Annotated in this window: 31 protein-coding genes; 14 read left to right on the forward strand and 17 right to left on the reverse strand. The window is 64.4% G+C overall.

The features are described 5' to 3' along the window. Positions 1 to 358: 358 nt before the first annotated feature. Together ACUH78_RS03215 and ACUH78_RS03220 are read left to right on the forward strand one after the other, a co-directional pair. Positions 359 to 553 (forward strand): hypothetical protein, encoded by a 195-nt coding sequence (locus ACUH78_RS03215; RefSeq protein ID WP_445332613.1) that lies wholly within the window; start codon positions 359 to 361, stop codon positions 551 to 553. Positions 554 to 564: 11 nt separating this feature from the next. Beyond that, on the forward strand, positions 565 to 798 hold the full coding sequence (locus tag ACUH78_RS03220) for a hypothetical protein (protein WP_445332612.1): 234 nt from the start codon (positions 565 to 567) through the stop codon (positions 796 to 798). A gap of 349 nt (positions 799 to 1,147) precedes the next feature. Here the strand turns inward: ACUH78_RS03220 and ACUH78_RS03225 are convergent, their stop codons facing one another. From ACUH78_RS03225 to ACUH78_RS03260, 8 genes are all read right to left on the reverse strand, one after another. Next, on the reverse strand, positions 1,148 to 1,771 hold the full coding sequence (locus tag ACUH78_RS03225; protein WP_445332611.1) for a hypothetical protein: 624 nt from the start codon (positions 1,769 to 1,771) through the stop codon (positions 1,148 to 1,150). A 29-nt stretch (positions 1,772 to 1,800) separates the two neighbouring features. Next, entirely contained in the window at positions 1,801 to 2,130 is a 330-nt protein-coding gene (locus ACUH78_RS03230; RefSeq protein WP_445332610.1) for a hypothetical protein, read from the reverse strand. 368 nt (positions 2,131 to 2,498) lie between these two features. Then, the gene (locus tag ACUH78_RS03235) at positions 2,499 to 4,037 is read right to left on the reverse strand and encodes a DUF5906 domain-containing protein (RefSeq protein WP_445332609.1); all 1,539 of its coding nucleotides are present in this window, start codon (positions 4,035 to 4,037) and stop codon (positions 2,499 to 2,501) included. Continuing rightward, positions 4,034 to 5,164, reverse strand: a complete 1,131-nt coding sequence (locus tag ACUH78_RS03240) for a hypothetical protein (protein ID WP_445332608.1) — start codon at positions 5,162 to 5,164, stop codon at positions 4,034 to 4,036. Before ACUH78_RS03240 ends, ACUH78_RS03235 begins: the two co-directional genes overlap by 4 nt. Further along, a complete protein-coding gene (locus tag ACUH78_RS03245; RefSeq protein ID WP_445332607.1) occupies positions 5,154 to 5,768 on the reverse strand; it encodes a hypothetical protein in 615 nt (204 codons plus the stop codon). Before ACUH78_RS03245 ends, ACUH78_RS03240 begins: the two co-directional genes overlap by 11 nt. Then, on the reverse strand, positions 5,765 to 6,022 hold the full coding sequence (locus ACUH78_RS03250) for a helix-turn-helix transcriptional regulator (protein ID WP_445332606.1): 258 nt from the start codon (positions 6,020 to 6,022) through the stop codon (positions 5,765 to 5,767). The genes ACUH78_RS03245 and ACUH78_RS03250 overlap by 4 nt, the downstream gene beginning before the upstream one ends. Before the next feature lie 85 nt (positions 6,023 to 6,107). After that, positions 6,108 to 6,536 (reverse strand): hypothetical protein, encoded by a 429-nt coding sequence (locus ACUH78_RS03255; RefSeq protein ID WP_445332605.1) that lies wholly within the window; start codon positions 6,534 to 6,536, stop codon positions 6,108 to 6,110. Beyond that, the gene (locus ACUH78_RS03260) at positions 6,536 to 7,747 is read right to left on the reverse strand and encodes a tyrosine-type recombinase/integrase (RefSeq protein WP_445332604.1); all 1,212 of its coding nucleotides are present in this window, start codon (positions 7,745 to 7,747) and stop codon (positions 6,536 to 6,538) included. The genes ACUH78_RS03255 and ACUH78_RS03260 overlap by 1 nt, the downstream gene beginning before the upstream one ends. Before the next feature lie 229 nt (positions 7,748 to 7,976). On the opposite strand from ACUH78_RS03260, the gene lepA reads away from it, so the two are divergent. The 10 genes from lepA (at position 7,977) to uvrC (ending at position 17,694) form a co-directional block, all read left to right on the forward strand. Next, a complete protein-coding gene (gene lepA / locus ACUH78_RS03265) occupies positions 7,977 to 9,773 on the forward strand; it encodes a translation elongation factor 4 (RefSeq protein WP_418364659.1) in 1,797 nt (598 codons plus the stop codon). A 10-nt stretch (positions 9,774 to 9,783) separates the two neighbouring features. Beyond that, positions 9,784 to 10,572 (forward strand): signal peptidase I, encoded by a 789-nt coding sequence (gene lepB / locus ACUH78_RS03270; protein ID WP_418364658.1) that lies wholly within the window; start codon positions 9,784 to 9,786, stop codon positions 10,570 to 10,572. A 15-nt stretch (positions 10,573 to 10,587) separates the two neighbouring features. Then, positions 10,588 to 10,950: a DUF4845 domain-containing protein gene (locus ACUH78_RS03275; RefSeq protein WP_445332603.1), complete on the forward strand. Its 363-nt coding sequence runs from the start codon at positions 10,588 to 10,590 to the stop codon at positions 10,948 to 10,950. Between the two features lie 4 nt (positions 10,951 to 10,954). Next, positions 10,955 to 11,626, forward strand: coding sequence for a ribonuclease III (gene rnc / locus ACUH78_RS03280; RefSeq protein WP_445332602.1), 672 nt, complete (start codon positions 10,955 to 10,957; stop codon positions 11,624 to 11,626). After that, a complete protein-coding gene (gene era / locus ACUH78_RS03285) occupies positions 11,623 to 12,555 on the forward strand; it encodes a GTPase Era (protein ID WP_445332601.1) in 933 nt (310 codons plus the stop codon). Before rnc ends, era begins: the two co-directional genes overlap by 4 nt. A gap of 15 nt (positions 12,556 to 12,570) precedes the next feature. Beyond that, positions 12,571 to 13,323 carry a DNA repair protein RecO gene (gene recO, locus ACUH78_RS03290; protein ID WP_445332600.1) on the forward strand — a complete coding sequence of 251 codons (753 nt, stop codon included), beginning with the start codon at positions 12,571 to 12,573 and terminating at the stop codon, positions 13,321 to 13,323. After that, complete coding sequence (locus ACUH78_RS03295; protein WP_418364653.1) at positions 13,323 to 14,075, forward strand: pyridoxine 5'-phosphate synthase; 753 nt, start codon at positions 13,323 to 13,325, stop codon at positions 14,073 to 14,075. The genes recO and ACUH78_RS03295 overlap by 1 nt, the downstream gene beginning before the upstream one ends. A gap of 60 nt (positions 14,076 to 14,135) precedes the next feature. Continuing rightward, a complete protein-coding gene (acpS, locus tag ACUH78_RS03300; RefSeq protein ID WP_418364652.1) occupies positions 14,136 to 14,513 on the forward strand; it encodes a holo-ACP synthase in 378 nt (125 codons plus the stop codon). Positions 14,514 to 14,532: 19 nt separating this feature from the next. Further along, a complete protein-coding gene (gene nagZ / locus ACUH78_RS03305) occupies positions 14,533 to 15,678 on the forward strand; it encodes a beta-N-acetylhexosaminidase (RefSeq protein WP_445332599.1) in 1,146 nt (381 codons plus the stop codon). Between the two features lie 198 nt (positions 15,679 to 15,876). Continuing rightward, positions 15,877 to 17,694 carry an excinuclease ABC subunit UvrC gene (gene uvrC, locus ACUH78_RS03310; protein ID WP_445332598.1) on the forward strand — a complete coding sequence of 606 codons (1,818 nt, stop codon included), beginning with the start codon at positions 15,877 to 15,879 and terminating at the stop codon, positions 17,692 to 17,694. Positions 17,695 to 17,745: 51 nt separating this feature from the next. On the opposite strand, the gene ACUH78_RS03315 is transcribed toward uvrC, so the two are convergent. Further along, a complete protein-coding gene (locus tag ACUH78_RS03315) occupies positions 17,746 to 18,186 on the reverse strand; it encodes a GatB/YqeY domain-containing protein (protein ID WP_418364649.1) in 441 nt (146 codons plus the stop codon). 297 nt (positions 18,187 to 18,483) lie between these two features. Here ACUH78_RS03315 and ACUH78_RS03320 point away from each other — a divergent pair, with 297 nt between their 5' ends. Further along, on the forward strand, positions 18,484 to 19,008 hold the full coding sequence (locus ACUH78_RS03320; protein WP_435751075.1) for a glycine cleavage system transcriptional repressor: 525 nt from the start codon (positions 18,484 to 18,486) through the stop codon (positions 19,006 to 19,008). Between the two features lie 92 nt (positions 19,009 to 19,100). On the opposite strand, the gene ACUH78_RS03325 is transcribed toward ACUH78_RS03320, so the two are convergent. From ACUH78_RS03325 to cydP, 8 genes are all read right to left on the reverse strand, one after another. Continuing rightward, complete coding sequence (locus tag ACUH78_RS03325) at positions 19,101 to 19,649, reverse strand: rhodanese-like domain-containing protein (RefSeq protein WP_445332597.1); 549 nt, start codon at positions 19,647 to 19,649, stop codon at positions 19,101 to 19,103. Positions 19,650 to 19,740: 91 nt separating this feature from the next. Next, positions 19,741 to 20,079 carry a hypothetical protein gene (locus ACUH78_RS03330; RefSeq protein WP_418364647.1) on the reverse strand — a complete coding sequence of 113 codons (339 nt, stop codon included), beginning with the start codon at positions 20,077 to 20,079 and terminating at the stop codon, positions 19,741 to 19,743. 12 nt (positions 20,080 to 20,091) lie between these two features. Further along, a complete protein-coding gene (locus tag ACUH78_RS03335; RefSeq protein WP_445332596.1) occupies positions 20,092 to 21,444 on the reverse strand; it encodes an NAD(P)/FAD-dependent oxidoreductase in 1,353 nt (450 codons plus the stop codon). Positions 21,445 to 21,561: 117 nt separating this feature from the next. Next, a complete protein-coding gene (locus tag ACUH78_RS03340; RefSeq protein WP_510497548.1) occupies positions 21,562 to 21,888 on the reverse strand; it encodes a cyd operon YbgE family protein in 327 nt (108 codons plus the stop codon). An 11-nt stretch (positions 21,889 to 21,899) separates the two neighbouring features. Continuing rightward, a complete protein-coding gene (gene cydX, locus ACUH78_RS03345; protein ID WP_418364644.1) occupies positions 21,900 to 22,031 on the reverse strand; it encodes a cytochrome bd-I oxidase subunit CydX in 132 nt (43 codons plus the stop codon). 27 nt (positions 22,032 to 22,058) lie between these two features. Then, the gene (gene cydB / locus ACUH78_RS03350) at positions 22,059 to 23,201 is read right to left on the reverse strand and encodes a cytochrome d ubiquinol oxidase subunit II (RefSeq protein WP_435751077.1); all 1,143 of its coding nucleotides are present in this window, start codon (positions 23,199 to 23,201) and stop codon (positions 22,059 to 22,061) included. Between the two features lie 15 nt (positions 23,202 to 23,216). Then, positions 23,217 to 24,779 (reverse strand): cytochrome ubiquinol oxidase subunit I, encoded by a 1,563-nt coding sequence (locus tag ACUH78_RS03355; RefSeq protein ID WP_445332594.1) that lies wholly within the window; start codon positions 24,777 to 24,779, stop codon positions 23,217 to 23,219. Continuing rightward, positions 24,769 to 24,966 (reverse strand): cytochrome oxidase putative small subunit CydP, encoded by a 198-nt coding sequence (gene cydP / locus ACUH78_RS03360; protein WP_418364641.1) that lies wholly within the window; start codon positions 24,964 to 24,966, stop codon positions 24,769 to 24,771. The genes ACUH78_RS03355 and cydP overlap by 11 nt, the downstream gene beginning before the upstream one ends. A gap of 171 nt (positions 24,967 to 25,137) precedes the next feature. On the opposite strand from cydP, the gene ACUH78_RS03365 reads away from it, so the two are divergent. Next, a complete protein-coding gene (locus ACUH78_RS03365) occupies positions 25,138 to 26,496 on the forward strand; it encodes a sigma-54 interaction domain-containing protein (RefSeq protein ID WP_445332593.1) in 1,359 nt (452 codons plus the stop codon). The last annotated feature ends 207 nt before the right edge of the window (positions 26,497 to 26,703 follow it).

Below are 26,703 nucleotides of genomic sequence, written 5' to 3' on the forward strand. Positions count from 1 at the left end.
GCTTCGTGCGGGGGCTGTGCTTACGTGTAAGCACGTTGCCCGCTGCGGTCCTGTCGGGGTGCTCGTGCTCGGTCTGTCCGTCGCGCGCTCGTAGCGTCAAGGGGGAGGGGGTACCCCCTGCCGGGTGGGACATCGACCCGACCACCCCCGCCCACGTCCGATCTATTGCTCACAGGTCACGACCCCCTGAAAACTTCGCCCTGTAAACTTCTTAACAGCAAAGGCCAAGTGGTATAGTCGAAGCATTGCGCCTAATGATGGGTGCCCCCGCCCGCGTCAGTCGTTTACATAACTCGACGGTCAAGTCCTTTTAAGCACACCGTGCCCGACAATAGGCGCCACGACACAGGGAGAGGTCATGCAGGACAGCGAACCCACACGCGCGCAGCGCATGGCGGCGCATCTCAAGGCCGATCAGGCACGTTTGATCGAACAGGGCGTACTGCCCCCGGACACTGTACGGCGCACAGTCAAGGCGTCGGAGAAGGAAACCCCGGAGCAGCGCGAGAGGCGACGTGCTGCGCTGGAGAAACTGCGGTCATTTCTGGACTAGGGGAGGCGTGGATGTTGAACAAGGATCGTTTTGTAGAAACCTTCGGTGCAACGCTGGGGGTTGCGTTGTTTGCTTTCGGCATCTTGAGCTTTCCGCTTGCCGTCTATGCCATTAACGGCTTCACGCAGATGGGGGTGTTCGTCAGCGTCCTTGCGTTGATTGGGCTCTACATGTTCATTCCCTTCGGAGAGCTAGTGGGGTTAGTCCTTGCCGTTCTTGGCTTGATTGACCTGCTTTTTTACTGAAGGGCTTTTCTTGAATGCGTTATCACCTGCTCTTGGTCGTTGGGCTCTTGTTCTCTGGTGGAGCAAACGCCGGGATACTTGGGTACGACAATTATTGGGATTGCATCATTGAAGAGATGCCTGGCGTACAGAACGATGTCGCCGCGCGAGCCGTCCTGCGCAAGTGCAACAGCGAAGCGCCTAACCGTACCGTAGAACGAAAGAGATTCACGTTCTTGGGGATGAATGCTGAGAAGTGTCTGCTAAAAAACGCGAAGGATGTACGGAGTAATCTAGGAGCAGCCCAGATTAGATGGGCTTGTCGATCGCTTTACGAGTAACAACAAGGGGGCGAAAGCCCCCTTCGTGCTTAATGGACCTTGCTGCCGTCCTTCGTGGCCTCGGGGTGCGCGGCTTCATAGAACAGGTTCGCGGTCTCGGGGATGCCAAGCACCGTTTCAGCGATGCGCCGCACGTTGTCCAGTTCGGGCGGGAAGGGGCGGGTTTCGCCCTTGAGGGCGTCGGCGTGTTCGGTCAGGCTGGCGAGCAGTGCCTTACGAACGGGGGCGCGCAGGCGCTGCTTTTGCTCAGGTGGCAGTGCGTCAAGCACGGTGCGGATGAGGGTTGCAGGGTCCGCGCGCTTGAGGGCTTCCCAGCACGTAACCATGTGCTCGCCGTCCAGCTCGTAGTGCTCCATTCCGGGCACATTGTCGGTGCAGCCGGGGGCGCGTTCTTCGGCGGCGAAGGTCAGCAGGCACGTCGCCAGTGCTCGATTCAGGGGGCCGCTATACGCACCCAGTGCGGGGTGATCTTCGGTGCCGGTCGAGCACGTCACTTGAACGCCGGGAATTTGCTCCAGCACCGCAGCGAGTTGAAGGGCGTACAGGGGGTAGACCGCGCTCGTGGGGTCCATGGTGGTGGTCTCGGTGGTGCCGTCCACGTTCGTGGTGGTCACGACGATCGTGCAGGCGTGCTGGTTGGTCTGGGCGTGCATGGTGGTGGTCTCCGTTGGGGTGGTGCGGTTCAGCGGGGGAAGAGGTCGTATGGGTCGGTGCGTTCGATGGCGAGCAGCGCGAGCACGTCGAGGCTTGGGCGTCCCCGTGGGGGCTTGGGCACGTGGTGCCCAGGGGGTGCGTAGTAAGTGCGGATGCGTCGGCGTCCGGCTTCGCGGGTCCATCGCTGTGCGCGGTGCCAGCCCAGCAGTTCAAGCACGTGGGGGAGGTTGGCGCGGGCGATGCCGGTCGCGGCTTGGAGTTCGGCGGGTCGGTAACACGTGCGGCGTTGGCCGGGTTCGAGGCTTGCCCACCACAGCGCAGCGGCGGACATGTCGCGGGAGAGGGTCAGCGGGTCCATGTTGTGTGAGGTCCTTTACAGGTTGTGGGTTGGTCGTCGGGCACGGGTGTGGATCAGGTTCGGGGTGCTGGAACAGGCAAAAAACGCCACCTGTTCCACTACCTGTTCCAGTTTTTCCCAGTGCTGGCGCGGGTTGTAGGTGATTGGATCAAGTGGCACACGTTTTTCGGACCAAATTGCTGGGTAAGCACGGGGGATTAAAAGTTGCCTATTTTTTACGCAATCCTTTTTTAACCACTGAACTTATTAAAAAAGGTGTTCCACTTGATCCACGTGCTTGAATCCCAGTGCTGGCGCGGGGTTTGCTGGAACAGGATGTGGAACAGGTGCCCGAAAATGCTTGATCCATCCTGTTCCACCCCAGTGCCTCACTCGTCGGCGGGCCAGTCGGTGCTTGCACCCGACAAGACTGCTTCCTCGAACTGTCGCCGCGCTTCCTCCAGGGGCGGGAATACCCAGAACCGCGTCCGCTGGCCTGCCCCGGTTCGCCGGTTCGAGTCGCCCATCTCGGGAAAGACCTTGCGCAGTGACCTACCGATGAAGGCGGCGTCGGTGTGCTCGAACCGCGCCCCCTTGCGCCCCGCGTACTCTGCGAAGGCATTCACCACGGCGTCCCGGCTTTGTTCCCTGTTCCACTCGTTTTCGTGTGTCATCAGGTGCCCCGCGTATAGCCGCGCGTAAAGCCACGAGTGCAGCGGCGGGAGAGAAAGCAGCTTCTGCTGATCGAGTGCGGCGGTATGGGGCACGTCACGCACGTTGAACGAGGAAAGGTCGTAGTTCAGAAGGAAGTGGAGCAGGGCGGCGAGCCCGCCGTTTCCCATGTGCGCGTTCAGCGCGGCGAAATACTCGTGGTCCTGCTTCTTCACGTCGGACACGTCGAGGACCAGATAGCGCCGCTCGTCGGTGCCTGCGGGCACGACCCAGTCCGAGTTCGACGCCATCATGATCTTGAGCCGGTTGCGTGCCGTGAAGGCATCCACTCCCTTGCGTTCGATGGTGATGGTGGGTTCAGTGACCAGACCTTTCAGTACATCAGCCCCGGCGCGATCCCCGGCAAAAAACGCCTCATCTGCGAACAGAAAACACGTGCTCCGCAGGTGCGCGTTAAAGTTTCCGGTCAGGTGCCGACTGTGCAGGATGTGCAGGGCGTGACCGCCGAAAATCTGCGCCATCCATCGCCCCACGGTGCTTTTGCCGGTGCCACGCCCGCCACGCAGCACGACCGCGACTTCTGCGGGGTCTCCGGGCTTCTGGACGCAGTGCGCCAGCCATCCAAGCAGGTAGCGGAACACCTTGTCATCGCCCGAGCAGATCACGTTCCGCAGATGCTTCAGGGCGGGCTTAACGTCACCTTCCTTGGGTTCAATACCCCAGCCGCGCCACAGGTTATAGACCCCTTCGGGGGCGTCCTGTCCGGGCAGCAGGGCGAAACCGTTCGGATACTCACGACGTGCGGGGGATCGAATGAACGCGTCTGCGAGGCAAACCGCCTTCGTGTTGCCGTTGCCGTCCGTGACTTGAACCATGCGGTTCGCGCGCATCAGGCGGTATTCGGACTGGGTCATGCCGACGATCGTCCGGTGCCCCATCTCGGGGTCGATGCCTTCGCGGAATACGCCCGCCTTGCCGCCTTCGATGGACACGAAGAACTCGCGGTTCTCGGCTTCGATGGCCGCATCCAGGCTTTCGGCTGCGGCGTCGTCTCGGTCTTTGTCTGCCGCCTGCTTCACCTCGGCAAGCTGCGCCGCTGCTGTGATAGGTGCCCCCTGTGCGTCAGGCTGAATCTGGATCACATCGGCGGTTTTCGCCTCGGGGGCGGGCTGCTTCGGCGCGGCGGCTGCTTTGCCAGCCCTGCGGGCGTTGAGCATGTCCCGGAAATACTCTGTCTTCTGTTGAATGGCGCTCATGCTTGCACCTCGGTCGTGAGTTCATCGAATGCGCGGGGGTGGTACTTCGCCAGATACCGCGCAGCGCGCAGCCCTTCGGCGGTCAGGTGCCCGACACGTGCAACATCGGCACGGCACGCACTCAGTGCAGCATCGCGGGCACTGGCGAACAGCTTCCCGGCCAGACCTTCAGCAGGTGCGGCGGTCGGCTCCCAGGTCTCCCACAGGTGCGCGGGGTCATACCGCTTATCGTCGTTGTGGGCCTTCGCAGCGTCGCTGCCGCTCTCGGAGAAGGCGAACCACAGCCCTGCGGCGTCATCCTCGGGCAGTTCGCCCAGCATCACGCCCGCCTTGAGTGCCGACAGGCCGGTCATCCAGGGGGCGAACTTGTCCGCGCCGATCATGGCGAGCGCGTCGGCATAGCGTCCGGTCAGCGCAGCGCCGGAAACCTTCGGGCGGACCCGTTGGGGGCGTTCGACCTTCGGCGGGACCAGTGCCAGCAGTGCGTCAGCACTGAATAGCGCCCCCCGGTTTATGCCTCTGAACGCTGCCCCTTCACGCTCGGGGTGCGTGGCCCACACGCCAGCCTGCTGCGACAGTTTCGCCGTCGCCACATCGGCCAGCCCATCGAAGAAAACCCGGTTCAACACGTGCCACACGTCGGCCCATTGCAGCGGCTCCAAGGCGCGATCCATGAACAGCAGCACCCGCATACGCACTTCGTCGGGGCTCTTGCCGTGGGAGTACGTGGAATAGGCGCAGAACAGCCCCTCAGACGCCACCAGACGCCCCAGAATCCGCGCTTTGTCCTCGTGGGTGATCCCGTCCAGGTCGAATGCGAACCACGCCCCTGCGGTCACGTGTGACGCGCTGCGCTGCTTGCCCGACTGCCCCGGATACCGTTCGGCCGTCTTGCCGACGAAGGGCGCGACCTTCAGCACGCAGGGCACGAAGTAGGGCACACGTGCCTTATCCTCTGCCAGCAGCGGGCCGTCTTCGGGTGCCGTCCGGTCGATGATCTGCGACGCGGTAAGCCCTGCCTCCTCTGTGCTCGGGATCGTGATAAACGGGCCAGGAAAGCCCGACACGGCGAAGATTCGCGCACTGGGTGCGGTGCTGCTCAGAAGGGTTCGAGTATCAAGCGCCATCGCTGCCCCCTTCGCCCTCGGTCGGGGTCACGTCGATGATGTCGCCCGCTTCGCGCTGCGCGTTCGGCAGGCGGATAACGATCCGGTACTTATTGCCTTTCGGGTCGATCGGTTCGGGCTCGTCGCCGTACAGGATGTGGATCGCGGCTTTCGGCGTGTCGTCCTCGGTCTGCGCGCGCAGACGTGCGGCGCGTTCCTCGGCCAGCCCGGACAGCTTGAACAGGGTTTCAGCGACCTTTGGCGCAGCGGTGGGGCTGATCTGCCCCGCGTCGATCATGTCGCCGATCTGGTCGGTCAGTCGTTCGAGCAGGGGAATCGTTTTCCGCTTGAGCAGTTCGCCGTCTTGGCGCAGTTCTTCAGCGCGTACCAGTGCGGCGCGCATACCGTCTTCAGTGGCGAGCAGTTCGAGCAGGCTTTCAGGGTCTGTGCCGTAGTTCGCTGCAATCGCTTCGGCGTTGGTGGGGTTGTCGAGCACGAGGGCGAGCGCGGTTTTCAGGCGCTCTTTCGAGTCGTCGGTGTGGGGTATAATGGCATTCGACATAGCAGTACCTCGCCCGCTCGTGGAAACACGGCGGGTTTGTTTTTGTTTTTGGGGGAGCGTCAAGCAGCAACCGTGCTTTGCACGCGGCGCGATTCGATCCAGGCTTCGAGTTCCGACAATTTCCACACCGTCACCCTTGGCGACAGCTTGATGGGCTTCGGAAACGTGGGATCGTCATTAGTACGGCGCCACACGGTGGCGACTCCGCACCCCAGGAATGCGGCCACGTCGGGCACTCGGAGACATTCGCGCAGTTGCTGCGCAGCGTTTTTAGCGGGGTTGTGGTGGCGCGGGGTTGCGCCGGTCGTTTCGTTCATGATTTGCTCCAGGTAGTTATGCGCCGTCTTGCGACGTACTGAAGTTTTCACGACAAACGAAAGGGCTCAGCTTGGCCTGTCGGATTCATTTCGTGGTGAGCTTGTAGTACCGCTGGATGGTGCGCTCGGACACGCCTTCGCACTTGGCTATATGCGAGGTCCATTCGCGCGTGCCCCACATATTTTTCCGCCCCCACTCACGCGCCATGCGGCGAGCCTCCTGCCTTGTGCTCGTTTGGCGGTCCCTGTTCGCCGCCTGTCCGTGGTCAGTAGGAATGCACGGTTCGCCGGTTTCCTTCTCGAAGCTCAAGCCCGGTATGCGGTAGGACTTCAGAACGTGTTCCGGAATGCCCCACTCATCCGGGTCGAAGTCTGCCGCCTGCGCTTCCAGCCGCTCGCGGCGCTCAGGGGGGAGTGCAGCCAGTGCCGCGTCAAGCTCAGCCCACGCGCGTTCATCCTCTTCGCGCTTCTGGCGCCCCCGTGCTGCCTGTTCTCTGCGTTTCTTCGTCGGCATTACGCTGCCACCTTCCGCAGTTGGATCACCTGCGCCCCTTGCCGCTTCTCGTCGAGCAGGTCGGCGTAGTCCTGCATCATCTTCGCCCGGTCCCCCAGGTGCTGCGTGTGGTTGTAGCTGCGGCGCACGGCGTCGCTGTCATCGTGGGCAAGCTGTTTTTCGATCCAGTCGGCGTTATAGCCGCGCGAGTTCATCAGCGTGGAGAACGTGCCCCGTGCGCCGTGTGGGCTGAACCGTTCCGCATACCCGAGCTTCTTGACCGCGTTGCGCAGCGTCGCCGGGGGGATGGTCTCGGACTTCGTGCCTTGCGTGGGGAAGAGATACACCCCGTCACCCGTGACTTTCTCCAGTTCGCGCAGCAGTTCGACCGCTTGGCGGGACAGGGGCACGATATGAACGCGGCGCATCTTCATACGCTTCGCCGGGATGGTCCAGGTAGCCGCCTCCAGGTCGAATTCCGCCCATGCAGCCCCGCACATTTCCCCCGGTCGAACGGCGGTCAGCATCAACAGGTGCAACGCGGTGCGGGTCGTGATGTGCCCCGTGTAGTCCTCCAGCTTGCGCAGGAAGTCCCCAATGTCGCGTTCTTCAAGGTGCCGATGGTGCTCGACCGTGCGCCGTGCGATCTGCCGCTTCAGGGGCGTGGTGGGGTTGGTCTCGGCGCGACCATGCAGGATGGCGTAATCGAAAACCTGCCCCATGATCTGCCGCGCGAGGATGGCGCGCGTAACTGCACCGCGCGCCTCGATTTTCTTCATCACTTGCAGCAGGGTAGGGGCGGTGAGGGTGCGAATCGGGGTCTTGCCGATGCGGGGCAGAATATCCACGTCGAAGATGCGGCGCACGGTCCCCCGGTGCCCATCAGACCAAGGGGCGCTTTTCTCCTCGAACCACGCTTCTGCGTTCGCTTCAAAGGTGTTCGCCGACTCCTCGATGTTGGCGTTCTTCTGCTGCTTGCGGTGCAGCGTGGGGTTGATCCCCTGCTTCACTAGATCGCGTGCTTCGTCACGTGCCTTGCGCGCGTCAGCAAGGGTGATTTGCGGGTATGCACCGATGGCGAACAGGTTTTCCCTACCCGCAAGGCGGAAGCGGTAACGCCAGTGCTTGCCCCCGGCTGGGGTGACTTCAAGGTACAATCCTGCGCCGTCGGTGAGCTTCAAAGGCTTGTCAGCGGGCTTGGCGTTGCGAATCGCGGCATCTGTAAGCGGCATGGTTCGTTTCTCCAGGTGGGGGCGTGCTCGATGGCAGTCGATACGCCCAGTGCGGCGGGTGCGGGTAGATTTTTCAGGGGGTGTTGGTTGATACCCGCAAATCTACCCCCTGTTGCTTGAGGTGTGAAGAGGCATCCTAAGGTGCTTTGATACACGAAACTAAAGATTTTCAAGGGCTTGCGGGTCTTTACGAGACTGTGTGGGTCCTCCTGATACGCTAGACTCCACTTTGAACCACATACGCAATTTCTCCATCATCGCCCACATCGACCACGGCAAATCCACCCTGGCCGACCGACTCATCCACTTCTGCGGCGGACTGTCCGAGCGCGAGATGGAAGCGCAGGTGCTCGACTCGATGGACATCGAGCGCGAGCGCGGCATCACCATCAAGGCGCAGACCGCGGCGTTGCATTACAAGGCGAAGAATGGTCAGGTTTATAACCTGAATCTGATCGACACGCCGGGACACGTCGACTTTTCCTACGAGGTCAGCCGCTCGCTTGCCGCGTGCGAGGGGGCGCTGCTCGTCGTCGATGCCTCGCAGGGCGTCGAGGCGCAGACGGTGGCCAACTGCTATACCGCGCTCGACCTCGATGTCGAAGTGGTGCCGGTGCTCAACAAGATCGACCTGCCTGCGGCGGATCCTGAGAACGCGCGTGGCGAGATCGAGGATGTGATCGGCGTCGACGCCTCCGAGGCGATCCTGTGCTCGGCCAAGACTGGCCTGGGCGTGGAAGACGTGCTCGAGGCCATCGTGGCACGCGTGCCGCCGCCGGTGGGCGAGCCCGAGGGGCCGCTCAAGGCGCTGATCATCGACTCGTGGTTCGACAACTACGTCGGCGTGGTGATGCTGGTGCGGGTGGTCGATGGCGTGCTGAAGCCCAAGGACCGCATCCTGCTGATGTCGAACGGTCTGCAGTATCCATGTGACCAGGTCGGCGTCTTCACTCCGCGCTCGGTGGCGCGTGCAGAACTGCGGGCCGGCGAGGTGGGCTTCATCATCGCCGGTATCAAGGAGATCGAAGCCGCCAAGGTTGGCGACACCGTCACGCTCGCCAGCCGGCCCGCAGCCGAGGCGCTGCCCGGCTTCAAGGAGATCAAGCCGCAGGTGTTCGCCGGCCTGTATCCAGTTGAATCCTCCGAGTACGACCAGCTTCGCGACTCGCTGGAGAAACTGCGCCTGAATGACGCCTCGCTGCAGTTCGAACCGGAGGTCTCGCAGGCGCTCGGCTTCGGCTTCCGTTGTGGCTTCCTTGGTTTGCTGCACATGGATATCGTGCAGGAGCGCCTGGAGCGCGAGTTCGACATGGACCTCATTACCACCGCGCCGACCGTGGTGTACGAGGTGGTGCTCAACGATGGCTCGGTGATCCACGTCGAGAACCCGGCCAAGCTGCCGGAGCCGGGCAAATACCAGGAGATCCGCGAGCCCATCATCACCGCGACCATCTTCCTGCCGCAGGACTACGTCGGTCCGGTGATCACGCTGTGCAACCAGAAGCGGGGCAACCAGATCGACATGCGCTACCACGGCCGTCAGGTGCAGCTGATCTACGAGATGCCGATGAACGAGGTCGTGATGGACTTCTTCGACAAGCTCAAGTCGGTGTCGCGCGGCTATGCTTCGCTCGACTACGACTTCAAGGAGTACCGCACGGCCGATCTGGTCAAGCTGGACCTCATGGTGGGCGGCGAGAAGGTCGATGCGCTGTCGGTCATCGTGCACCGCGCCAGCGCACAGTACCGCGGGCGCGAGCTGGCGAGCAAGCTGCGCGGGCTGATTCCGCGCCAGATGTTCGATGTGCCGGTGCAGGCGGCGATCGGTGCGCACATCATCGCGCGCGAGACGATCAAGGCGCTGCGCAAAAACGTGCTCGCCAAGTGCTATGGCGGCGACATCACGCGCAAGAAGAAGCTGCTCGAGAAGCAGAAGGAAGGCAAGAAGCGCATGAAGCAGGTGGGCAACGTGGAAATTCCGCAGGAGGCCTTCCTCGCCGTGCTGCGCACCGACGAAGGCAAGTGACGGAAACCGCATGAATTTCGCCCTGACTCTTTTCCTGCTGCTGGTCGCCACCGGCGTGCTGTGGTTCTTCGACCGCTTCCACGCACGCAAGCTGCGCCCGGCCGGTGCGCCCAACCCCTGGTGGGTGGAGTACGGCGCGAGCTTCTTTCCGGTGATCCTGATCGTATTCGGCCTGCGTTCCTTCGTGGTCGAGCCGTTCAAGATCCCTTCAGGCTCGATGATTCCGACGCTGCTGGTGGGCGACTTCATCCTGGTCAACAAGTGGACCTACGGTATCCGACTGCCGGTGATCAACAAGAAGATCATCGACCTCAACGATCCGCAGCGTGGTGACGTGATGGTGTTCCGCTATCCGGCGGACCCCTCGATGGACTACATCAAGCGCGTGGTTGGCGTGCCGGGCGATCGGGTCGAGTACGTCAACAAGCGGCTCACCATCAACGGCGAGGCTGTCCCGATCGAAGAGAACGGCACCTACCTGCATCCGGACCGGCTGTATTACTCACCGCAATACACCGAGCAACTCGGCACGGTCGAACACTCGGTGCTGATCGAGCGCGAGGCGCCTGCCTTTGTGCCGCATGTGCTGAATTTCCCGAACCGTGACAATTGCACCTATACGCACTCCGGGCTGCGCTGTACCGTGCCTGAAGGGCATTTCTTCGTGCTCGGCGACAACCGTGACGCAAGCAGCGACAGCCGGGTCTGGGGGTTCGTCCCGGAAGAGAACATCGTGGGGCGCGCCTTCTTCATCTGGTTCAACTTCAGCGACATGAAGCGCATCGGCAGCTTTCATTAAGACTCGGGAGACCTCATGAACCACACATCCCAACGCGGCGTGAGCCTGCTCGGCGTGATGATCGTCGGCGCCTTTGCGGCCTTTCTGTTGATCGTCGCCTTTCGCACGGTGCCGGTTTTCAATGAGTACACGGCGATCAAGCGCATCGTCGGCATCCTGGCCAATGACATCGACAATGGCACGTCGGTGATCGAGGCGCGACGCAATTTCGACCGGCGCAAGTCCATCGACGACGTTTCGAGTGTTTCCGGTGCCGATCTGGTGATCGACCGCAGCGGAGGAAAGACCGTGGTGGAGGTCCAGTACGCCCGCACGGTGCCGCTGGTGGCCAACGTGAGTCTGCTGTTCGAGCTCAGTCCGAGCAGCGAGGTGCGTTGACCCGATGACCGCGGAACGCTTGCAGGCCCGACTCGGGCACGTCTTCGCCTCGCCCGGCCTGCTGCAGGAGGCGCTCACGCACCGCAGCTTCGGCCAGCCGAACAACGAGCGCTTCGAGTTCCTCGGCGACAGTATCCTCAACTGCGTCATGTCGATCGCGCTCTTCGAGCGCTTCGAGGCCCTGCGTGAGGGAGAACTCTCGCGGGTCCGTGCGTCGCTGGTGCGTCAGGATGCGCTGTATCGCGTCGCGTTAGACCTCGAACTCGGCGAGTGCCTACGCCTTGGGGAGGGCGAACTGCGGTCCGGTGGGGCGGGCAGGCCCTCGATCCTTGCCGATGCGGTGGAGGCGGTTTTTGCGGCTGTGTTTCTCGATGGCGGTTTCGCGGCTGCAAAGTCGGTCATCGACCGTCTCTACGCACCGCTGCTCGCCGAGGTCGACCCACGCAAGCCCAGCAAGGACCCCAAGACAGCGCTGCAGGAGTGGCTGCAGGGCCGCAGATTGCCGCTGCCGGCGTATTCGATGGTGCAGGTGCTGGGCGAAGCGCACTCGCAGGAGTTCGAGGTAGCCTGCGACATTCCCAAACTCGGTGTTCGCACCCTGGGCCGCGGCCCGAGCCGGCGCATCGCCGAACAACAGTCGGCCGAGCTTGCGCTCGCCGCGGTGAGAAAGAAATGAGCGAAGTCCCCAGCACGCCGGCGGCAAGCGCTGAAGATCATGACGAACAGGCATCCCGTGCCGGCTTCGTCGCCATCGTCGGCCGCCCCAATGTCGGCAAGTCCACGCTGCTCAACCGTTTGATCGGGCAGAAGATCAGCATCGTCTCAAGTAAGGCGCAGACCACACGCCATCGCGTCACCGGCATCCTCACAGAGCAGGGGGTGCAGTTCGTCTTCGTCGATACGCCGGGCTTTCAGACCCACCACCGCAACGCGCTCAACCGCGCGATGAACCGCACGGTGTCGCAGGCGCTGGCCGACGTCGACCTGGTGTTCTTCGTCATCGAGGCGGGGCGCTTCACCGACGATGACCACAAGGTGCTCAGCGTGATCCCCGAGTCGTCACGGGTGATTCTCGTCATCAACAAGGTGGATCAGCTCAAGGACAAGGCGCGCCTGCTGCCCTTCATTGATGAGCTCCGCCAGTTGCGGGCGTTCGCCGAGATCGTGCCGTTGTCGGCGGAGAAGGGGCGCAACGTCGAGGCCCTGATTGCTGCGGCCACGCCATTGTTGCCGGTCGGTGAGCCGATGTTCGAGGAAGACGAGGTGACTGATCGCAGCGAGCGCTTCCTCGCCTCCGAGTTCCTGCGCGAGAAGCTGTTCCGCCTGCTGGGCGACGAGTTGCCTTACGGTATCGCGGTCGAGATCGAGAAGTTCGAGGTCGAGGGCAATCTTCGCCGTATCTTCGCGGCGGTGATCGTCGACAAACCCGGCCACAAGGCCATGGTGATTGGCCGTGGGGGCGAGAAGCTCAAGCGGATTTCGAGCGAGGCGCGTGTCGAGCTCGAGAAGCTCTTCGATGCCAAGGTCTTCCTCGAGGTTTGGGTCAAGGTGAAGAGCGGCTGGGCCGACGACGAGCGCGCGCTGAAGAGCCTGGGGTACGAGTAAGCCGGGCGCCCTGTCATGGCAGGACCCAAGCAGCGCGTCGAGCAGCAGCCCGCATGGGTGCTCCACACCTATCCGTGGCGCGAAACAAGCCTGATCGTGGAGATCTTCGCGCGCGAACATGGCCGCGTGGGACTGGTCGCCAAGGGTGCGCGCAGACCGTATTCCCAGCTGCGTGGCGTGCTCCTGGCATTCCAGCCCTTACGGATGGACTGGTCCGGCGGCGGTGAGGTGAAGACCCTGGTGCGCGCCGAATGGCAGGGTGGCCAGCCGCTGCTCTCGGGGCGGGGGCTGCTGTGCGGTTACTATCTGAACGAGCTTCTGGTGCGTCTGACCGCGCGCGAGGATGCGCACCCGCGTCTCTTCGATGCCTACGTCGATGCGGTGGGCGCGCTCGGCCGCGGTGAGCCGGCGTCGCCGATCCTGCGTCGGTTCGAGCTCGCCCTGCTGCAGGATCTGGGGTACGAGGCCGGGCTCGCGGTGGAAGCCGACAGCGGCGCGGCGATTCAGCCCGACGGGCGCTACCTTTATATAATCGAACGCGGGCCCGTAAGGCTGGACACGCTGGAGGAGGAGGGGGTCGAATCCGGGGCGCTCGGCGAGCAGCCACTGCTCTCCGGACAGACCCTGCTCGACATGGCCGCCGACGATTTTTCCCGCGCAGAGACGCTGGCCCAGTCCAAGCAGTTGCTGCGCATGCTGATCAACCACACCTTGGGCGGCCAGCCGTTGCAGTCGCGCCGGGTGCTGAAGGAATTGCAGGAACTCTGATGATCGAACTCGGCGTCAATATCGACCACGTCGCCACGCTGCGCCAGGCGCGCCGCACCTGGGAGCCCGATCCGGTGTGGGCCGCGGTGGAAGCCCACCTGGGCGGCGCGGACGGCATCACCATCCACCTGCGCGAGGATCGCCGCCACATCAACGACGAGGACGTGCGCCGCTTGGCCGAGCTCACCCAGGTCAAGCTCAACCTCGAGATGGCGGCCACCGACGAGATGGTCGCGATCGCCTGCCGCACCCAGCCGCAGATGGCGATGCTGGTGCCCGAGGGGCGCCACGAGATCACCACCGAAGGCGGGCTCGATGTGGTAGCGCAGGAGGCGCGGCTCAAGGACGTCATCGCCCGCCTGGCCGACGCCGGCATCGTCACCAGCGTCTTCATCGACGCGGAGCTTGAGCAGATCGAGGCTGCCGCCCGCATTGGCGCGCGTGTCTGCGAAATCCACACCGGTCCTTACGCCCACGCCTTCCACGCCGCCGGCCGCGATGCCGAGGCGCCGGACGTGGTCGGCGAGATCGACAAGATCCGCAACGCGGGTGAGGCCGTGCGCCGCCTGGGCATGCGCTTCAACGCGGGCCATGCGCTCAACTACTACAACGTGCAGCCGATCGCCCGCCTGCATGGCATCCGCGAGCTGCACATCGGCCATTCGATCGTCAGCCGTTCGGTCTTCGTCGGCCTGCGCGAGGCGGTGGTCGAGATGAAGCGCTTGATGCGCGAAGCCGCGCAGACCGCGTGAGCCAGGCGCGCAAGGAACGCAAGCGGTGAGCGGCCGACAAGACAAAGGGCAGGGCGCACCATGATCCACGGCATCGGTACGGATCTCGTGCAGTTGCGGCGCATGCGCGAGGCGCTTGAACGCCACGGCGAGCGCTTCGCGTTGCGCATCCTGGCAGCGAGCGAGGTCGAGGGCTGGCGCGCTCACCGCGACCCGGCCCGCTTCCTCGCCAAGCGCTTTGCCGCCAAGGAAGCCTTCGGCAAGGCGCTCGGCACCGGCGTCGCCGTGCCGGCCACGCTACACGCCGTCGCCGTCGGCCATGACGCGCGCGGCAAGCCCGAATACCGCTACGACGAGCGGCTCACAGCGCACATGCGCGACAACGGGCTGCGTGCGCACTTGAGCATCAGCGACGAGGACGAGCACATCGTCGCGTTTGCGCTCATCGAAATAGCCTGAGCCCCGGAGTCTCCCGCACATGAGCTCACCCATCCTCCGCTCCCGCGGCCCCGTCATGATCGACGTCGCCGGCACCGAGCTGACCGACGAGGAGCGCGAACGCCTGCTCGACCCCTTGGTCGGTGGCGTCATCCTGTTCGCGCGCAACTACACCGGCTCCGACCAACTCCGTGCGCTCACCGCAGAGATCCGCGCGTTGCGTGACCCGGCACTGATCATCGCCGTGGACCACGAAGGGGGTAGGGTGCAGCGCTTCCGCACGGACGGCTTCACCCGCCTGCCTGCCATGCGCAGCCTCGGCGCCTTGTGGACGCAGGATCACCTTGCCGCGCTCGATGCCGCCCGCGCCACCGGCTTCGTGCTTGCAGCGGAACTCCTGGCGCATGGCGTCGACCTCAGTTTCACGCCGGTGCTCGATCTCGACTACGGCTGCTGTCGCGCCATCGGCAACCGTGCCTTCCACCGTGATCCGCAGGCTGTTGCCGCGCTTGCGCAGGCACTGTGCGCGGGGATGGCCGATGCCGGCATGGGCTGCGTCGGCAAGCACTTCCCCGGCCACGGCTTCGTCGAGGCTGACTCGCACCACGCTGTGCCGGTCGACACGCGCGACTTCGATACGGTGTGGAACGAGGACATCGCCCCCTACCGCCACCGCCTCGGCCGCCAGCTCGTCGGCGTGATGCCCGCGCACGTGATCTACCCCAACGCCGACCCCAGCCCGGAACCCCAGCCGGCCGGCTTCTCGCCCTTCTGGCTCAAGGACGTGCTGCGCGAGCGGCTCGGCTTCAAGGGCGTGATATTCAGCGACGACCTCAACATGGAAGGTGCCCGCATCGCCGGCGACATCGTCGGTCGTGCCAAAGCCGCATACGCCGCCGGCTGCGACATGCTGCTGGTGTGTAACCGCCCGGACCTGGCCGCCGAACTGCTCGACCGCTGGGCACCCGTCCCGGACCCGGACAATCTCGCCCGCCTTGCCGCGATCGTGCCCGCCGCACCGCAGCCCGCCTGGCTCGCCGACCCCTTTGCGCTCGAACTCCACGCTGCCTACGTCCAGGCGCGCGAACGCGTCGCGGCCATCCCCGACGACAGCAACACCGCGCCGATCATGACCGCCGCCACCATCGGCGAGCAAGGTACCGAGATCCTTCATAAGCACGGATAATCGAGCACCGATAATCGACAGGAAGTTTTCCGCGGACCGTCGAGCATGCACTGCGTTGGAGTGGATGCGGGGCGTTCCTGGAATGGGCGAGGACTGTCTGAGTGAGCGCAGCGAGCGAGTTCCGCAGCCCATGGAAGGAATGCCCCGTGTCCGCTCCGAGGCACAGATGGTTTCAAGCCCTGTTCTGCATCACCACTCATGACCGATCCGACGCCCTCCAACGCCTTCGACCCCAAGCCCTTCCTGCGTACCCTCACCGAGGAGCCCGGCGTCTATCGCATGATCGGCGCCGACGACAAGGTGCTCTACGTCGGCAAGGCCAAGAACCTCAAGCGCCGCGTCTCCAGCTACTTCCAGAAGACCGTCTCCAGCCCGCGCATCGCCATGATGGTGGCGCAGGTGCTGCGCGTGGACATCACCGCCACCCGCTCCGAGGCCGAGGCCCTGATCCTCGAGAACAACCTCATCAAGAGTCTGGCGCCGCGCTACAACATCCTCTTCCGCGACGACAAGACCTACCCCTACATCGAGCTCTCCGCCGACGAGTTCCCGCGCCTGGCCTACCACCGCGGCGCTTTCACCAAGGGCGCGCGCTACTTCGGCCCCTTTCCCAACGCCTGGGCGGTGCGCGAGAGCATCCACCTGCTGCAGAAGACTTTCCAGCTGCGCACCTGCGAGAACACTGTCTTCGCCAACCGCTCGCGCCCCTGCCTGCTGCACCAGATCAAGCGCTGCACCGCGCCCTGCGTCGGCCTCGTCGAGTCCGAGGCCTATGCCGCGGATGTGAAGCTCGCCACCCGCTTCCTCGACGGCCAGGCGAGCGAGGTCATCGACGACCTGACCAGCCGCATGCAGGCCGCTGCCGAACGCCTCGCCTTCGAGGAGGCTGCTGCCTGCCGCGACCAGGTGCGCGTGCTGCAGGCGGTGCTGCACAAGCAGTTCGTTGACAGCCGCAAGGACGAGGACGTCGATGTGCTCGCCGCGATCGAGGCCGACGGCCTGACCTGCGTGAACATCGCCATGGTGCGCGGCGGCCGCCACCTCGGCGACCGACCGCAGTTTCCCAGCGGTGCTGCGGTGTCGGGGGCGATGGACAGCCTGCTCGCTTTCGTCGAGCAGCACTACAGCCAGCACCCGATCCCGGCGCGCATCCTGGTGAACCTGCCGCCGGAGGCCGTGAAGGAGACGCTCGCCGAGATCACCGAGCGCCCGCCCGGCGTGGTGTCGCCGCGCTTCGAGGCGGAAAGGGCGTGGATGGAGATGGCCGAGAAGAATGCCCACCTCGCCATCCAGGCGCGTGCGCGCGACACCGGCCGCATTGAGCAGCGCCTAGAGGCCCTGCGCGAGGCGCTCGGCATGGATGAGGCGCCGCAGCGTATCGAGTGCTTCGACATCAGCCACACGATGGGCGAGGCCACGGTGGCATCCTGCGTGGTGTGCGAGGCCGGTGCCATGAAGCGCGCCGAGTACCGCCGCTACAACATCACCGGCATCACTCCGGGCGATGACTTCGCGGCGATGCGCCAGGCGCTGGAGCGCCGCTACGGCAAGGTCGCAGCGGGTGAGGGCGTGTGCCCCGATCTGATCCTGATCGACGGCGGCAAGGGCCAGGTCAGCGCGGCGCGCGCAATCCTCGCCGAGGTCGGGCTGGAGGCGGTGGCGATGGTGGGCGTGGCCAAGGGTGAGGGGCGCAAGGCGGGGCTGGAGACGCTGATCTTCCCCGACGGTCGCGAGGGGTTGGTGCTGGGCGGCGAGTCGGCTGCGCTGCACCTGATCGTGGAGATCCGCGACGAGGCTCACCGCTTCGCCATCACCGGGCACCGCGCCAAGCGCGGCAAGGCGCGGGTGGGCTCGAAGCTGGAGGACATTCCCGGCGTGGGACCCTCGCGCCGGCGCAACCTGCTCGCCGCCTTCGGCGGGCTGGACGGGGTGCGCGAGGCGACGGTAGAAGACCTCTGCCGGGTCGAAGGTGTCAGCCGCAAGCTCGCGGAGCAGATCCACGCCGCGCTGCGCTGAGCGGGGGCATCTGCAGGCCGGCCCGAGGCGCTGAGCGGCCGCATGGTGTGTTCAGGAGGTGAGCGCGTCCTTCACCCAGGCGTTGGCCTGTTTGGCGTCGAAGCTGCTCCCATACTTCGCCTTCAGCGCACCCATCACCGTGCCCATCTGCTTGGGCGAGCGCTCGGCGAGGCCGGCGACGGTCTCGGCGATGAAGGCCTTCACCTCGGCCTCGCTTGCCATCGGCGGCAGGTAGGACGTCAGGATCGTCGATTCCTGCCCCAGCAACGCGAGGCGGTCGGCGTCCTTTATCACGGCCACCGCTTCCTGATTGTTCTTCAGGAACTTGCGGATCGTCTGCTGCACCTCGTCGTCGCTGCTTTCGCGGTTGCCAGCATTCTTGCCGACCATTTCGGCTTCGGCGATCAGTGTGCTGAGCAGGGTTGCGCGTACGCCGTCGGCGGCCTTGCGGGCGAGCAGGGAATCCTTTTTCAGTTGGGCGATCAGGCTCATGGGGTGACTCCGTCGGGTTCTGTGGCGAGGCTCGCCGGGTGCGGGCGCCCCCGTGCGTGCCGGAAAAGTCGGGATTCTAGCGCAGCGATGATGTGCGCCGAGTGCTGCGCTCACTCGCTGCTGTCCCTTGGGCTCAGGGAGGCGATGCATCCTGGGCGCTCGGGCTGCTCGTGGGCCAGGGGCGCACGGTTGCGATAGATGGAGCGCGCCCGCGCGGGTACGATTCAGGGAACAATCCGTTGCGCGATCCGCCGCACGCCGATGTCTGACTACCATGAATTCTGAGGAGCCCTGAACATGAACGTTTCCTTGATCGTCACTCTCGTGGGCGAGGACCGCCCGGGGCTGGTCAATACGCTTGCCGAGTGTGCGGCCGCGAACGGTGCCAATTGGCTGGACAGCAGCATGGCGCACCTGGCCGGCAAGTTCGCAGGCATCGTGCGGCTCGACACCGCCGAGGCGAACGCCGACCGCCTCGAGGCGGCGCTGCGCGGGCTTTCTTCGGCCGGACTGAGCCTGAGCATCGAGCGCGGCACCCCCACCGCGGGCGCGGTCGGTGGCGAGCGGATTCACATGGAACTGCTCGCCCACGACCGCCCGGGCATCGTGCGCGACATCTCGTCGGTGCTGGCGCAGCACGGCGCGAGCATCGACCGCATGGACAGCGCCTGCGAAAGCGCGTCGTTCAGCGGCGAGGCGATGTTTCGCGCCGAGCTTGATGTGCGCGTGCCGGGGAGCGTGTCACCCGCGCAACTGCAGGCGGCGCTTGAGTCGCTGGCCAACGAGTTGATGGTCGACCTGAAGCTCGAAGCGAAGGGCTGAGCCCGCCATGACGGTGCGCAATGTTGGCACCGTCCGGTTCGACGATTCGCTCCCCGGGGCATGAAGCCCCGGTACGAGTGCGTTGGTCAGGCTTATTTCTGGTCGGGGCGATAGATTTTTTCGGGGTTCATCTTTGCCGACCAGGGAAGGCCGCTGTTCTGCCAGCCGTTCTTGATGCGCAGGCCCGCCTGCGTGCCATCCTTCAGGGCACTGCCCTGGAATCCGTCCACCACGTAGCGAGCGTTCGGGAAGCCATTTTCGCGCAGGAAGGCAGCGCTGGGTTCGCCGCGCTCGCTGCCCGAGCGGCACATGGTGATGATTTCGGCATCCGAGCTCAGGCCGCGCTTGGCGAGTTGCAGCTTGACCTGGTTGATGAAGTCCGGGTTGCGGTAGAGGCGGAAGATGTTCTTCTCTGCGTTCCACTGCGTGCGATCGACGAGCATGTAGGGCACATTGGCGTGCACGGCGTCCGTGGAGCCGACGAACATGATCTCTACGGGGTCGCGCACGTCGATGAAGAGCACGTTCTTCTCGTCGTTCTGGATCTTGGCGTAGGCGTCCTTGTTGGAGATGGCGATGTCGGCTGCCTGGGCGGCGAAGCTGGTGAAGCCGATGGCGGCGGCGATCAGAAGTCGTTTCATGACGGGATGCTCCACAGGTTGGAAAGCGGGATGCTTGAATGAAAAAACCCCGCTGCGCAGCAGATGCGCCACGGGGCTCAGGACTCCAAGCTCAGCGAGCAGGCCGCATCATGGCCGCGATCGGCCAGGTGAGGGCGGCGCCCACGCCGCCGAAGGCGGCTGCGTAGAGGAAGAGGTTGCCCCAGTCGACCCAGTAACCCATGTTGGCGAATGAGGATTTGGTCATGCCCGGGGTGATGAAGAAGGTGATTGCGGTAACGACCACGAAGACCACGAGGGCGGGTTTGAGCGCCTTGGCCCAGCCTGCGTTGCCGCGCTTTACGGCCATGATCGTCAGCAGGATCCAGAGCGCCGCGGTGATGATCACCTGGGGCAGGTAAAGGAGCCCCAGCTCGAAGAGGATGTTGAGCGTCAGCCAGATTTCGTACATGTCGTCTCCTCCTTATACCCGGCCCTTGGCCACTGCCATGTAGGCGGGCTTGAGCAGGCGATATTTCATGACCCAGGCGAAGTAGCTGTCCTGCAGCGGGTCGATTGCCGGGAGCGATGGGGTCAGTCGGTTCTCGTAGTCGAACTCGATCAGCAGTGCAGCGCCTTCACGCACCAGCAGCGGGCAGGAGGTGTAGCCGTCGAAGACCTGGGACGGCTCGCGCCCCGCAATCACGTCGATCAGGTTCTGCACCACCATCGGCGTGCTCTTCTTGACCGTTGCGGCGGTCTTGCCCTTGGGCGTGCCGTTGATGTCCCCGATGCCGAACACGTTGGGGAAACGCTTGTGGCGCAGGGTGTCCTTATCCACTTCGAGCCAGCCGCCAGCAGCGAAGCCACCTTCCTGCCAGGCGAGCGGACTGTTCTTCACCGAGTCCGGTGCGCGCATCGGGGGCACCACGTGGAGGAAGTCGTACTCCAGTTCGCTCCGCTCGCCTTCGGGGCTGGCGAAGGTCGCGCGACGGGCGCCAATGTCGACCGCCACGAGCTTGCTGTTGAAATGGACCGGGATGTCGAGTTTTGCCCAGCGCTCCAGCACCTCCTGGTTGATCCGCGGGACGCTGAAGATGTTGCCGAGGGCCGAATGGAACTGGACGTCCGACGTGTCACGCGTGCCGGCCTGCTTGAGCCGGTCCACCAGCATGAAGGTCATTTTCAGGGGCGCCCCCGCGCACTTGAGCGCGGTGGATGGCAGCGTCATCAGGGCTTTGCCGCCTTTCTGGCGGAAGCTGTCCATCGCGCTCCACGTGGCCTGCGCCGCCTCGGGACTGGGATATACGCAACCCAGACCGTTGGTGCCGATCGCGGCCACGTCCATGCCTTCGATCAGGTTGAAGTCCATGTGCAGGCCGGTGGCGACGATCAGGTAGTCGTATTCGATGCGGTGGCCTGCATCGGTGACGATTGCGTTCGCTTCGGGGTCGAACTCGGCAACCATCTCCTTCACCCACTCGACGCCGGAGGGGATCAGGTCGGCGTTGCGGTCGCTGACCTTCTCGACCGGCCACACGCCCGTGGCGACCAAGGTGTAGCCAGGCTGATAGTTGTGGATTTCCTTGCGGTCGACGATGGTGATCTTCGCGCCATCGAGTTCGCGCGCCAGCCGGTTGGCCGCAGCGAGGCCACCGAGGCCGCTGCCGGCGATCACGATCCGGGCGTTCGTCTTCAGGGCAGCCTGTGCCTTCCGTGGCGAGGCGCTCAGCCCGATCCCTGCCGCGACGGGCAGGGCCGATGCGCCGAAAAGCAGTCGACGCCGATTGGCGTCGACTTCCTGAACGGCTTCAGTCCGCGTGTCTTTCACTGTCATTGACTCCTCCGGTGCGAGTGAATCGGCGTGCCGGGCCGAAGCCGGCACGCCTGTTTTTGTGGGTATAACTATATAAGTAAAAACTTAACATTTGTTAAGGAATATTTTCCTCTTACCCTATAGCGCAAATTCCGCCACCTGCCATAGCGCCAGCGTGATGCCGGTGAGGCAGGCCAATGGTGAGAACAGATAGCGCGCAATCCGGTTATGCGCACGAAAACCGACACCACTGACAAAGCCCGCGCTCATTGCCCAGAACAGCGCCATTGCCGCCCAATGGTCGGCTGCGCCGTCCGGGCCAGACAGCGCGCCCGGCCAGGCGGTGATGCCGAGCATCACCGCGATCGCTGTCAGCAGCGGCAAAAGGCGGATACGGGGGGGGGCGGACGCGTACGCAGCGGTTGAACCCGCTGCGTCCGGTGGGGTGCGATCGGGTGCGCTCATGACGGCGGCCCTCATTCCTCGACTCCGGTGGGACGGCGCCCACGCGAGCGCTCGCGCGCTTCCTCGTTCTCGCCCCACAGGGCGTTCAGGATGGCCAGCAGCACCGCGAAACCGATGCCGAGTACCCAGGCGAAATACCACATGTCGTTCTCCTTGTTCGGTATGCGCGTTCAGTACGCGGAATGCTCGTTTTCCCGGATATAGGCCGCGGTGACCTTGCCGGCCATCACGCTGTAGGCCCAACTCGTGTAGGCGACGATGATCGGCATGAAGATGATCGTGGCCCAGAACATGATGCCCAGCGTGCGATGGCTCGAGACCGCGTCCCACACGGTGAGGCTGGCGCCCGGCACCGTGGAGGAGGGCATCACGAAGGGGAACATCGACACGCCGGCGGTGCCGATCACGCCGACGATGGCGAGCGACGAAGCGATGAAGGCGGCCAGCGTGCGGCCCTTCCACACCAGCAACAGCGCAGCGAGCCCGCCCGCGTAGGCCAGTGCCGGCACCAACATCGTCAGCGGCGCCTTGTCGTAGTTGGCCAGCCAGGCGCCGGGCTGCAGCTCGACCGTCTTCGCGAGCGGATTGGGCAGCGCAGCGGTGTCCACCGCCGAGGTGATGGCGTAACCGAAGTTGCCGTTGGCGATCCAAAGCCCGGCGGCGGTGAAGCCGGCCAGCATCAGCACGCCGAAGATCAGCGCAGCGGTGGTGGCGCGGCGCTGGATGTCGCCCTCGGTGCGGTGCGCGAGGTAGATCGCGCCGTGGAAGGTGATCATCGCCGTGCTCACCACGCCGGCCAGCAGCGCGAAGGGATTGAGCAGACCCCAGAAGCTGCCGGTGTAATAGGGCACCAGAGTGTCGTCGAAGTGGAAGGGCACGCCCTGCAGCAGGTTGCCGAAGGCCACGCCGAAGATCAGCGGCGGCACCGCACCGCCGATGAACAGTCCCCAGTCCCAGGTGCTGCGCCAGGTGGCGTTGTGGATCTTGCTGCGGTAGTCGAAGCCCACCGGGCGGAAGAACAGCGCCCACAGCACCGCCAGCATCGCCCAGTAGAAGCCCGAGAAGGCGGTCGCATAGACGATCGGCCAGGCGGCGAAGATGGCGCCGCCGCCGGTAATGAACCACACCTGGTTGCCGTCCCAGTGCGGGCCGACGGTGTTGATGACGACGCGGCGCTCCTCGTCGTTCTTGCCGACGAAAGGCAGCAGCGTGCCCACGCCCATGTCGTGGCCGTCCATGATGGCGAAGCCGACGAGCAACACGCCCACCAGCAGCCACCAGATGAGTTTCAGGGTCGGGTAGTCGAAGATCATGATGTCCGCTCCGGATCAGGCGTGGGCGTGGTGGGTTTCGTTCATGTAGCGGCCGGTGCCCAGGCTGCCCGGGCCCTGGCGGGCGAACTTCACCATCAGGTACATCTCGACGATCAGCAGCAGGGTATAGAAGCCGACGAAGCCGGCGAGCGAGCCGTAAAGGCTGTTGACCGTCAGCGTCGACACCGACAAATGGGTGGGCAGCACGCCGTAGATGGTCCAGGGCTGGCGGCCGTACTCGGCCACGAACCAGCCCATCTCGCAGGCCAGCCAGGGCATCGGCAAGAACCACAGCGCCCACCTGAGCAGCCACGGCCGCTGTGCGAAGTCGCCCTTGATCGAGTACCACAGGGCCAGGCCGAATAGCGCCAGCATCGCGAAGCCCAACGCCACCATGATGCGGAAGGTCCAGAACAGCGGCGTCACCTTGGGCAGCGTGTCGCGTGCGGCGCGGTCGATCAGCTCGGGGGTGACGTCGTCCATGGAGGCGACGTATTTCTTGAGCAGAAGGCCGAAGCCGAGGTCGTCCTTGACCTTGTCGAAGGCCTCGCGCAGGGCCGCATCCTGAGGGTTCTTGCGCAGCGCCTCGAGCAGCTTCACCGCCTCCACGCCCACCTTCACACGCTCGCGGTTCAGCGCGTAGATCTGGTTGAGGCCGGGCAGCTCCTTGTCGAGCGAGCGCGTGCCGATCAGGCCCATCACCCAGGGAATGTGGATCGCAAAGTCGTTCTTCATCTCGGCTTCGTTGGGCACGGCGATGACGTTGAAGCTGGCGGGCGCGGGTTCGGTCTCCCACATCGCCTCCATCGCCGCGAGCTTGGTCTGCTGCGCTTCGCCCAGCGCGTAGCCGGACTCGTCGCCGAGCACGATCACCGAGCAGATCGAGGCGAAGCCGAAGGCCGCCGCGATGCGGAACGAGCGCTTGGCGAACTCCACGTCGCGCCCGCGCAGCAGGTACCAGGCCGAGATCGACAGCACGAACATCGCCCCGGTCACGTAGCCCGCCGACACCGTATGCACGAACTTGCCCTGCGCCACCGGGTTGAACACCACCGCCCAGAAATCGGTGAGTTCCATGCGCATCGTCTCGTAGCTGAACTCCGAGCCCACCGGGTTCTGCATCCAGCCATTGGCGATCAGGATCCACAGCGCCGAAAGGTTGGTGCCCACCGCCATCAGGATCGTCACCAGCAGGTGCTGCTGGCGCGACAGGCGGTCCCAGCCGAAGAAGAACAGGCCGATGAAGGTGGATTCGAGGAAGAAGGCCATCAGCCCCTCGATCGCCAGCGGCGCGCCGAAGATGTCGCCCACGTAGTGCGAGTAGTAGGCCCAGTTGGTGCCGAACTGGAACTCCAGCGTGATGCCGGTGGTGACGCCGAGCGCGAAGTTGATGCCGAACAGCTTGCCCCAGAAGCGGGTCATGTCCTTGTAGATCGTCTTGCCGGTCATCACGTAAACGCTTTCCATGATGACCAGCATCCACACCATGCCGATGGTGAGCGGCACGAACAGGAAGTGGTACATCGCCGTGGCGGCGAACTGCAGCCGCGACAGGTCGACGAGTTGCTCACTGACCATGGGTTTCTCCAGATGTCGTGTGTAGTTTTGAGCTTGCAGGGGTGGCAACCTGGGCGGCCATGGCGCCGGGATCGACCGGCACCTTCGCGTCACGGATGAAGGCCCACCACAGTGCGGTGATGAGCATCAGCTTGATGACGATGACCACGGTGATTTCACGCACCAGGCGACGATCGGTGGTGTTCATGAGGGGCTCCGGTTGTCGGTGCGCTCCCTTAATCAAGAGCCGTGCCAGTTCCTGTCATGTTCTGGATTTGATGTAAATCAAGACTTTCCGGTGGGATACACACGTCGGCATTGACGTGTTTTCTGTCACGGTGGCAGACTGGTGGCGTATAAACCGTCATGAGTGGCAGCCATGCAACCCGATTCACGTCCCTTGCCCGAACTCGTATCCTTTCTCGAAACCCTTGCCGAGCCGCACATCCTGTGCGACCGGGACTACCGCATCATTGCCGCCAACGCGGCGTATCGCAGCGCGCTCGGCGATGGGCGCAGCGTGGTCGGGCGGGCGTGCTACGACGTATCGCACCACTACAGCGTGCCGTGTGACCGGGCGGGCGAGTCCTGTCCGCTTGCGCGCAGCCTGCAGTCGGGTCAGCGCGAGCGCGTGCTGCACCTGCACCACACGCCGCGGGGGGAGGAATACGTCAACATCGAGCTCTCGCCGATACGCGACGCCAGCGGAGAGATCGCCTGGTTCATCGAAAAAATGGAGCCCATGCAGGTGGCGCGCGGCGCGACCGAGCATCAGGGCATGATCGGGCGCTCCCCAGCCTTCCAGCACATGCTCGAGCTGATCTCCAGGGTGGCGCCGTCCGATGCGAGCGTGCTGCTGCAGGGCGAATCGGGAACGGGCAAGGAGTTGCTCGCTGCGGCCGTGCATGAGGCCAGCCGGCGTGCCGAAGGGCCTTTCGTTGTGGTGGACTGCTCGGGGCTCCCCGAGACCTTGTTCGAAAGCGAGGTGTTCGGCCATGAGCGCGGTGCCTTCACCGGTGCCACCGCGCGCAAACCCGGGCTGGTCGAGGCGGCCAGTGGCGGCACCCTGTTTCTGGATGAAGTCGGCGACATTCCACTCGGCATGCAGGTGAAGCTGCTGCGCCTGCTCGAGACCGGCACCTACCGCCGTGTCGGTTCGACTGAACTGCGGCGCGCCGACATCCGCCTGGTCTCGGCCACGCATCGCCCGCTCAAGCGCATGATTGCCGAGGGCAGCTTCCGCCAGGATCTCTACTTCCGCATCAACACGTTCCCGATTCGTGTTCCGGCCTTGCGCGAAAGGGAGGGTGACCTCGCGCCGCTGATCGAGGCGCTGCTCGAACGGGTGGCACCCCAGCGTAGGTTGTCGCTGTCACCCGCTGCCATGCGGGTGCTGTGCGACTACCCCTTTCCGGGTAACGTGCGCGAACTGCGCAACGTGCTCGAACGTGCCAGCCTGATGTGCGATGGAGACATCATCGGTCCCGAGCATCTGCCGGAGGAAGTGCTGGACCCGGTGCCTGATGAGGACGACATGTTTGGCGTGGCCGCGATTCCCTCTCCCACCGTGCAAGGTGCATCGGTCGACCTCGACGAGATCCAGCGCCAGGCGATGTTGCGTGCGGTGCGTGGCCACCGTGGCAGCCGGCGCGAGCTGGCACAGAAGCTCGGCATCAGCGAGCGCACGCTGTACCGCCGTCTGCGTGAGCTCGGCCTGCTTGAGGACCGGGGTGGCTAGGGCGTGGGGGAAGACGGACCTGGCGTCAGGAGTCCGGGGTCAGGAGCCTGCGCGCGCGGAGCTGGTCGCCTGCGAGCGCGGTGGAAAGGCAGTGAGGGGGGCAGGGGGTGCTGCCAAACTGACCGAAATGGCAGGTGAAATGGCGGTTTGGCGGAGTTTGGCGGCTCGGCACCTGTTCTGTCGCGCTACACTGGCTTTATTTTCGGG

Source organism: Thauera sp. ZXT1-4 (assembly GCF_052598215.2).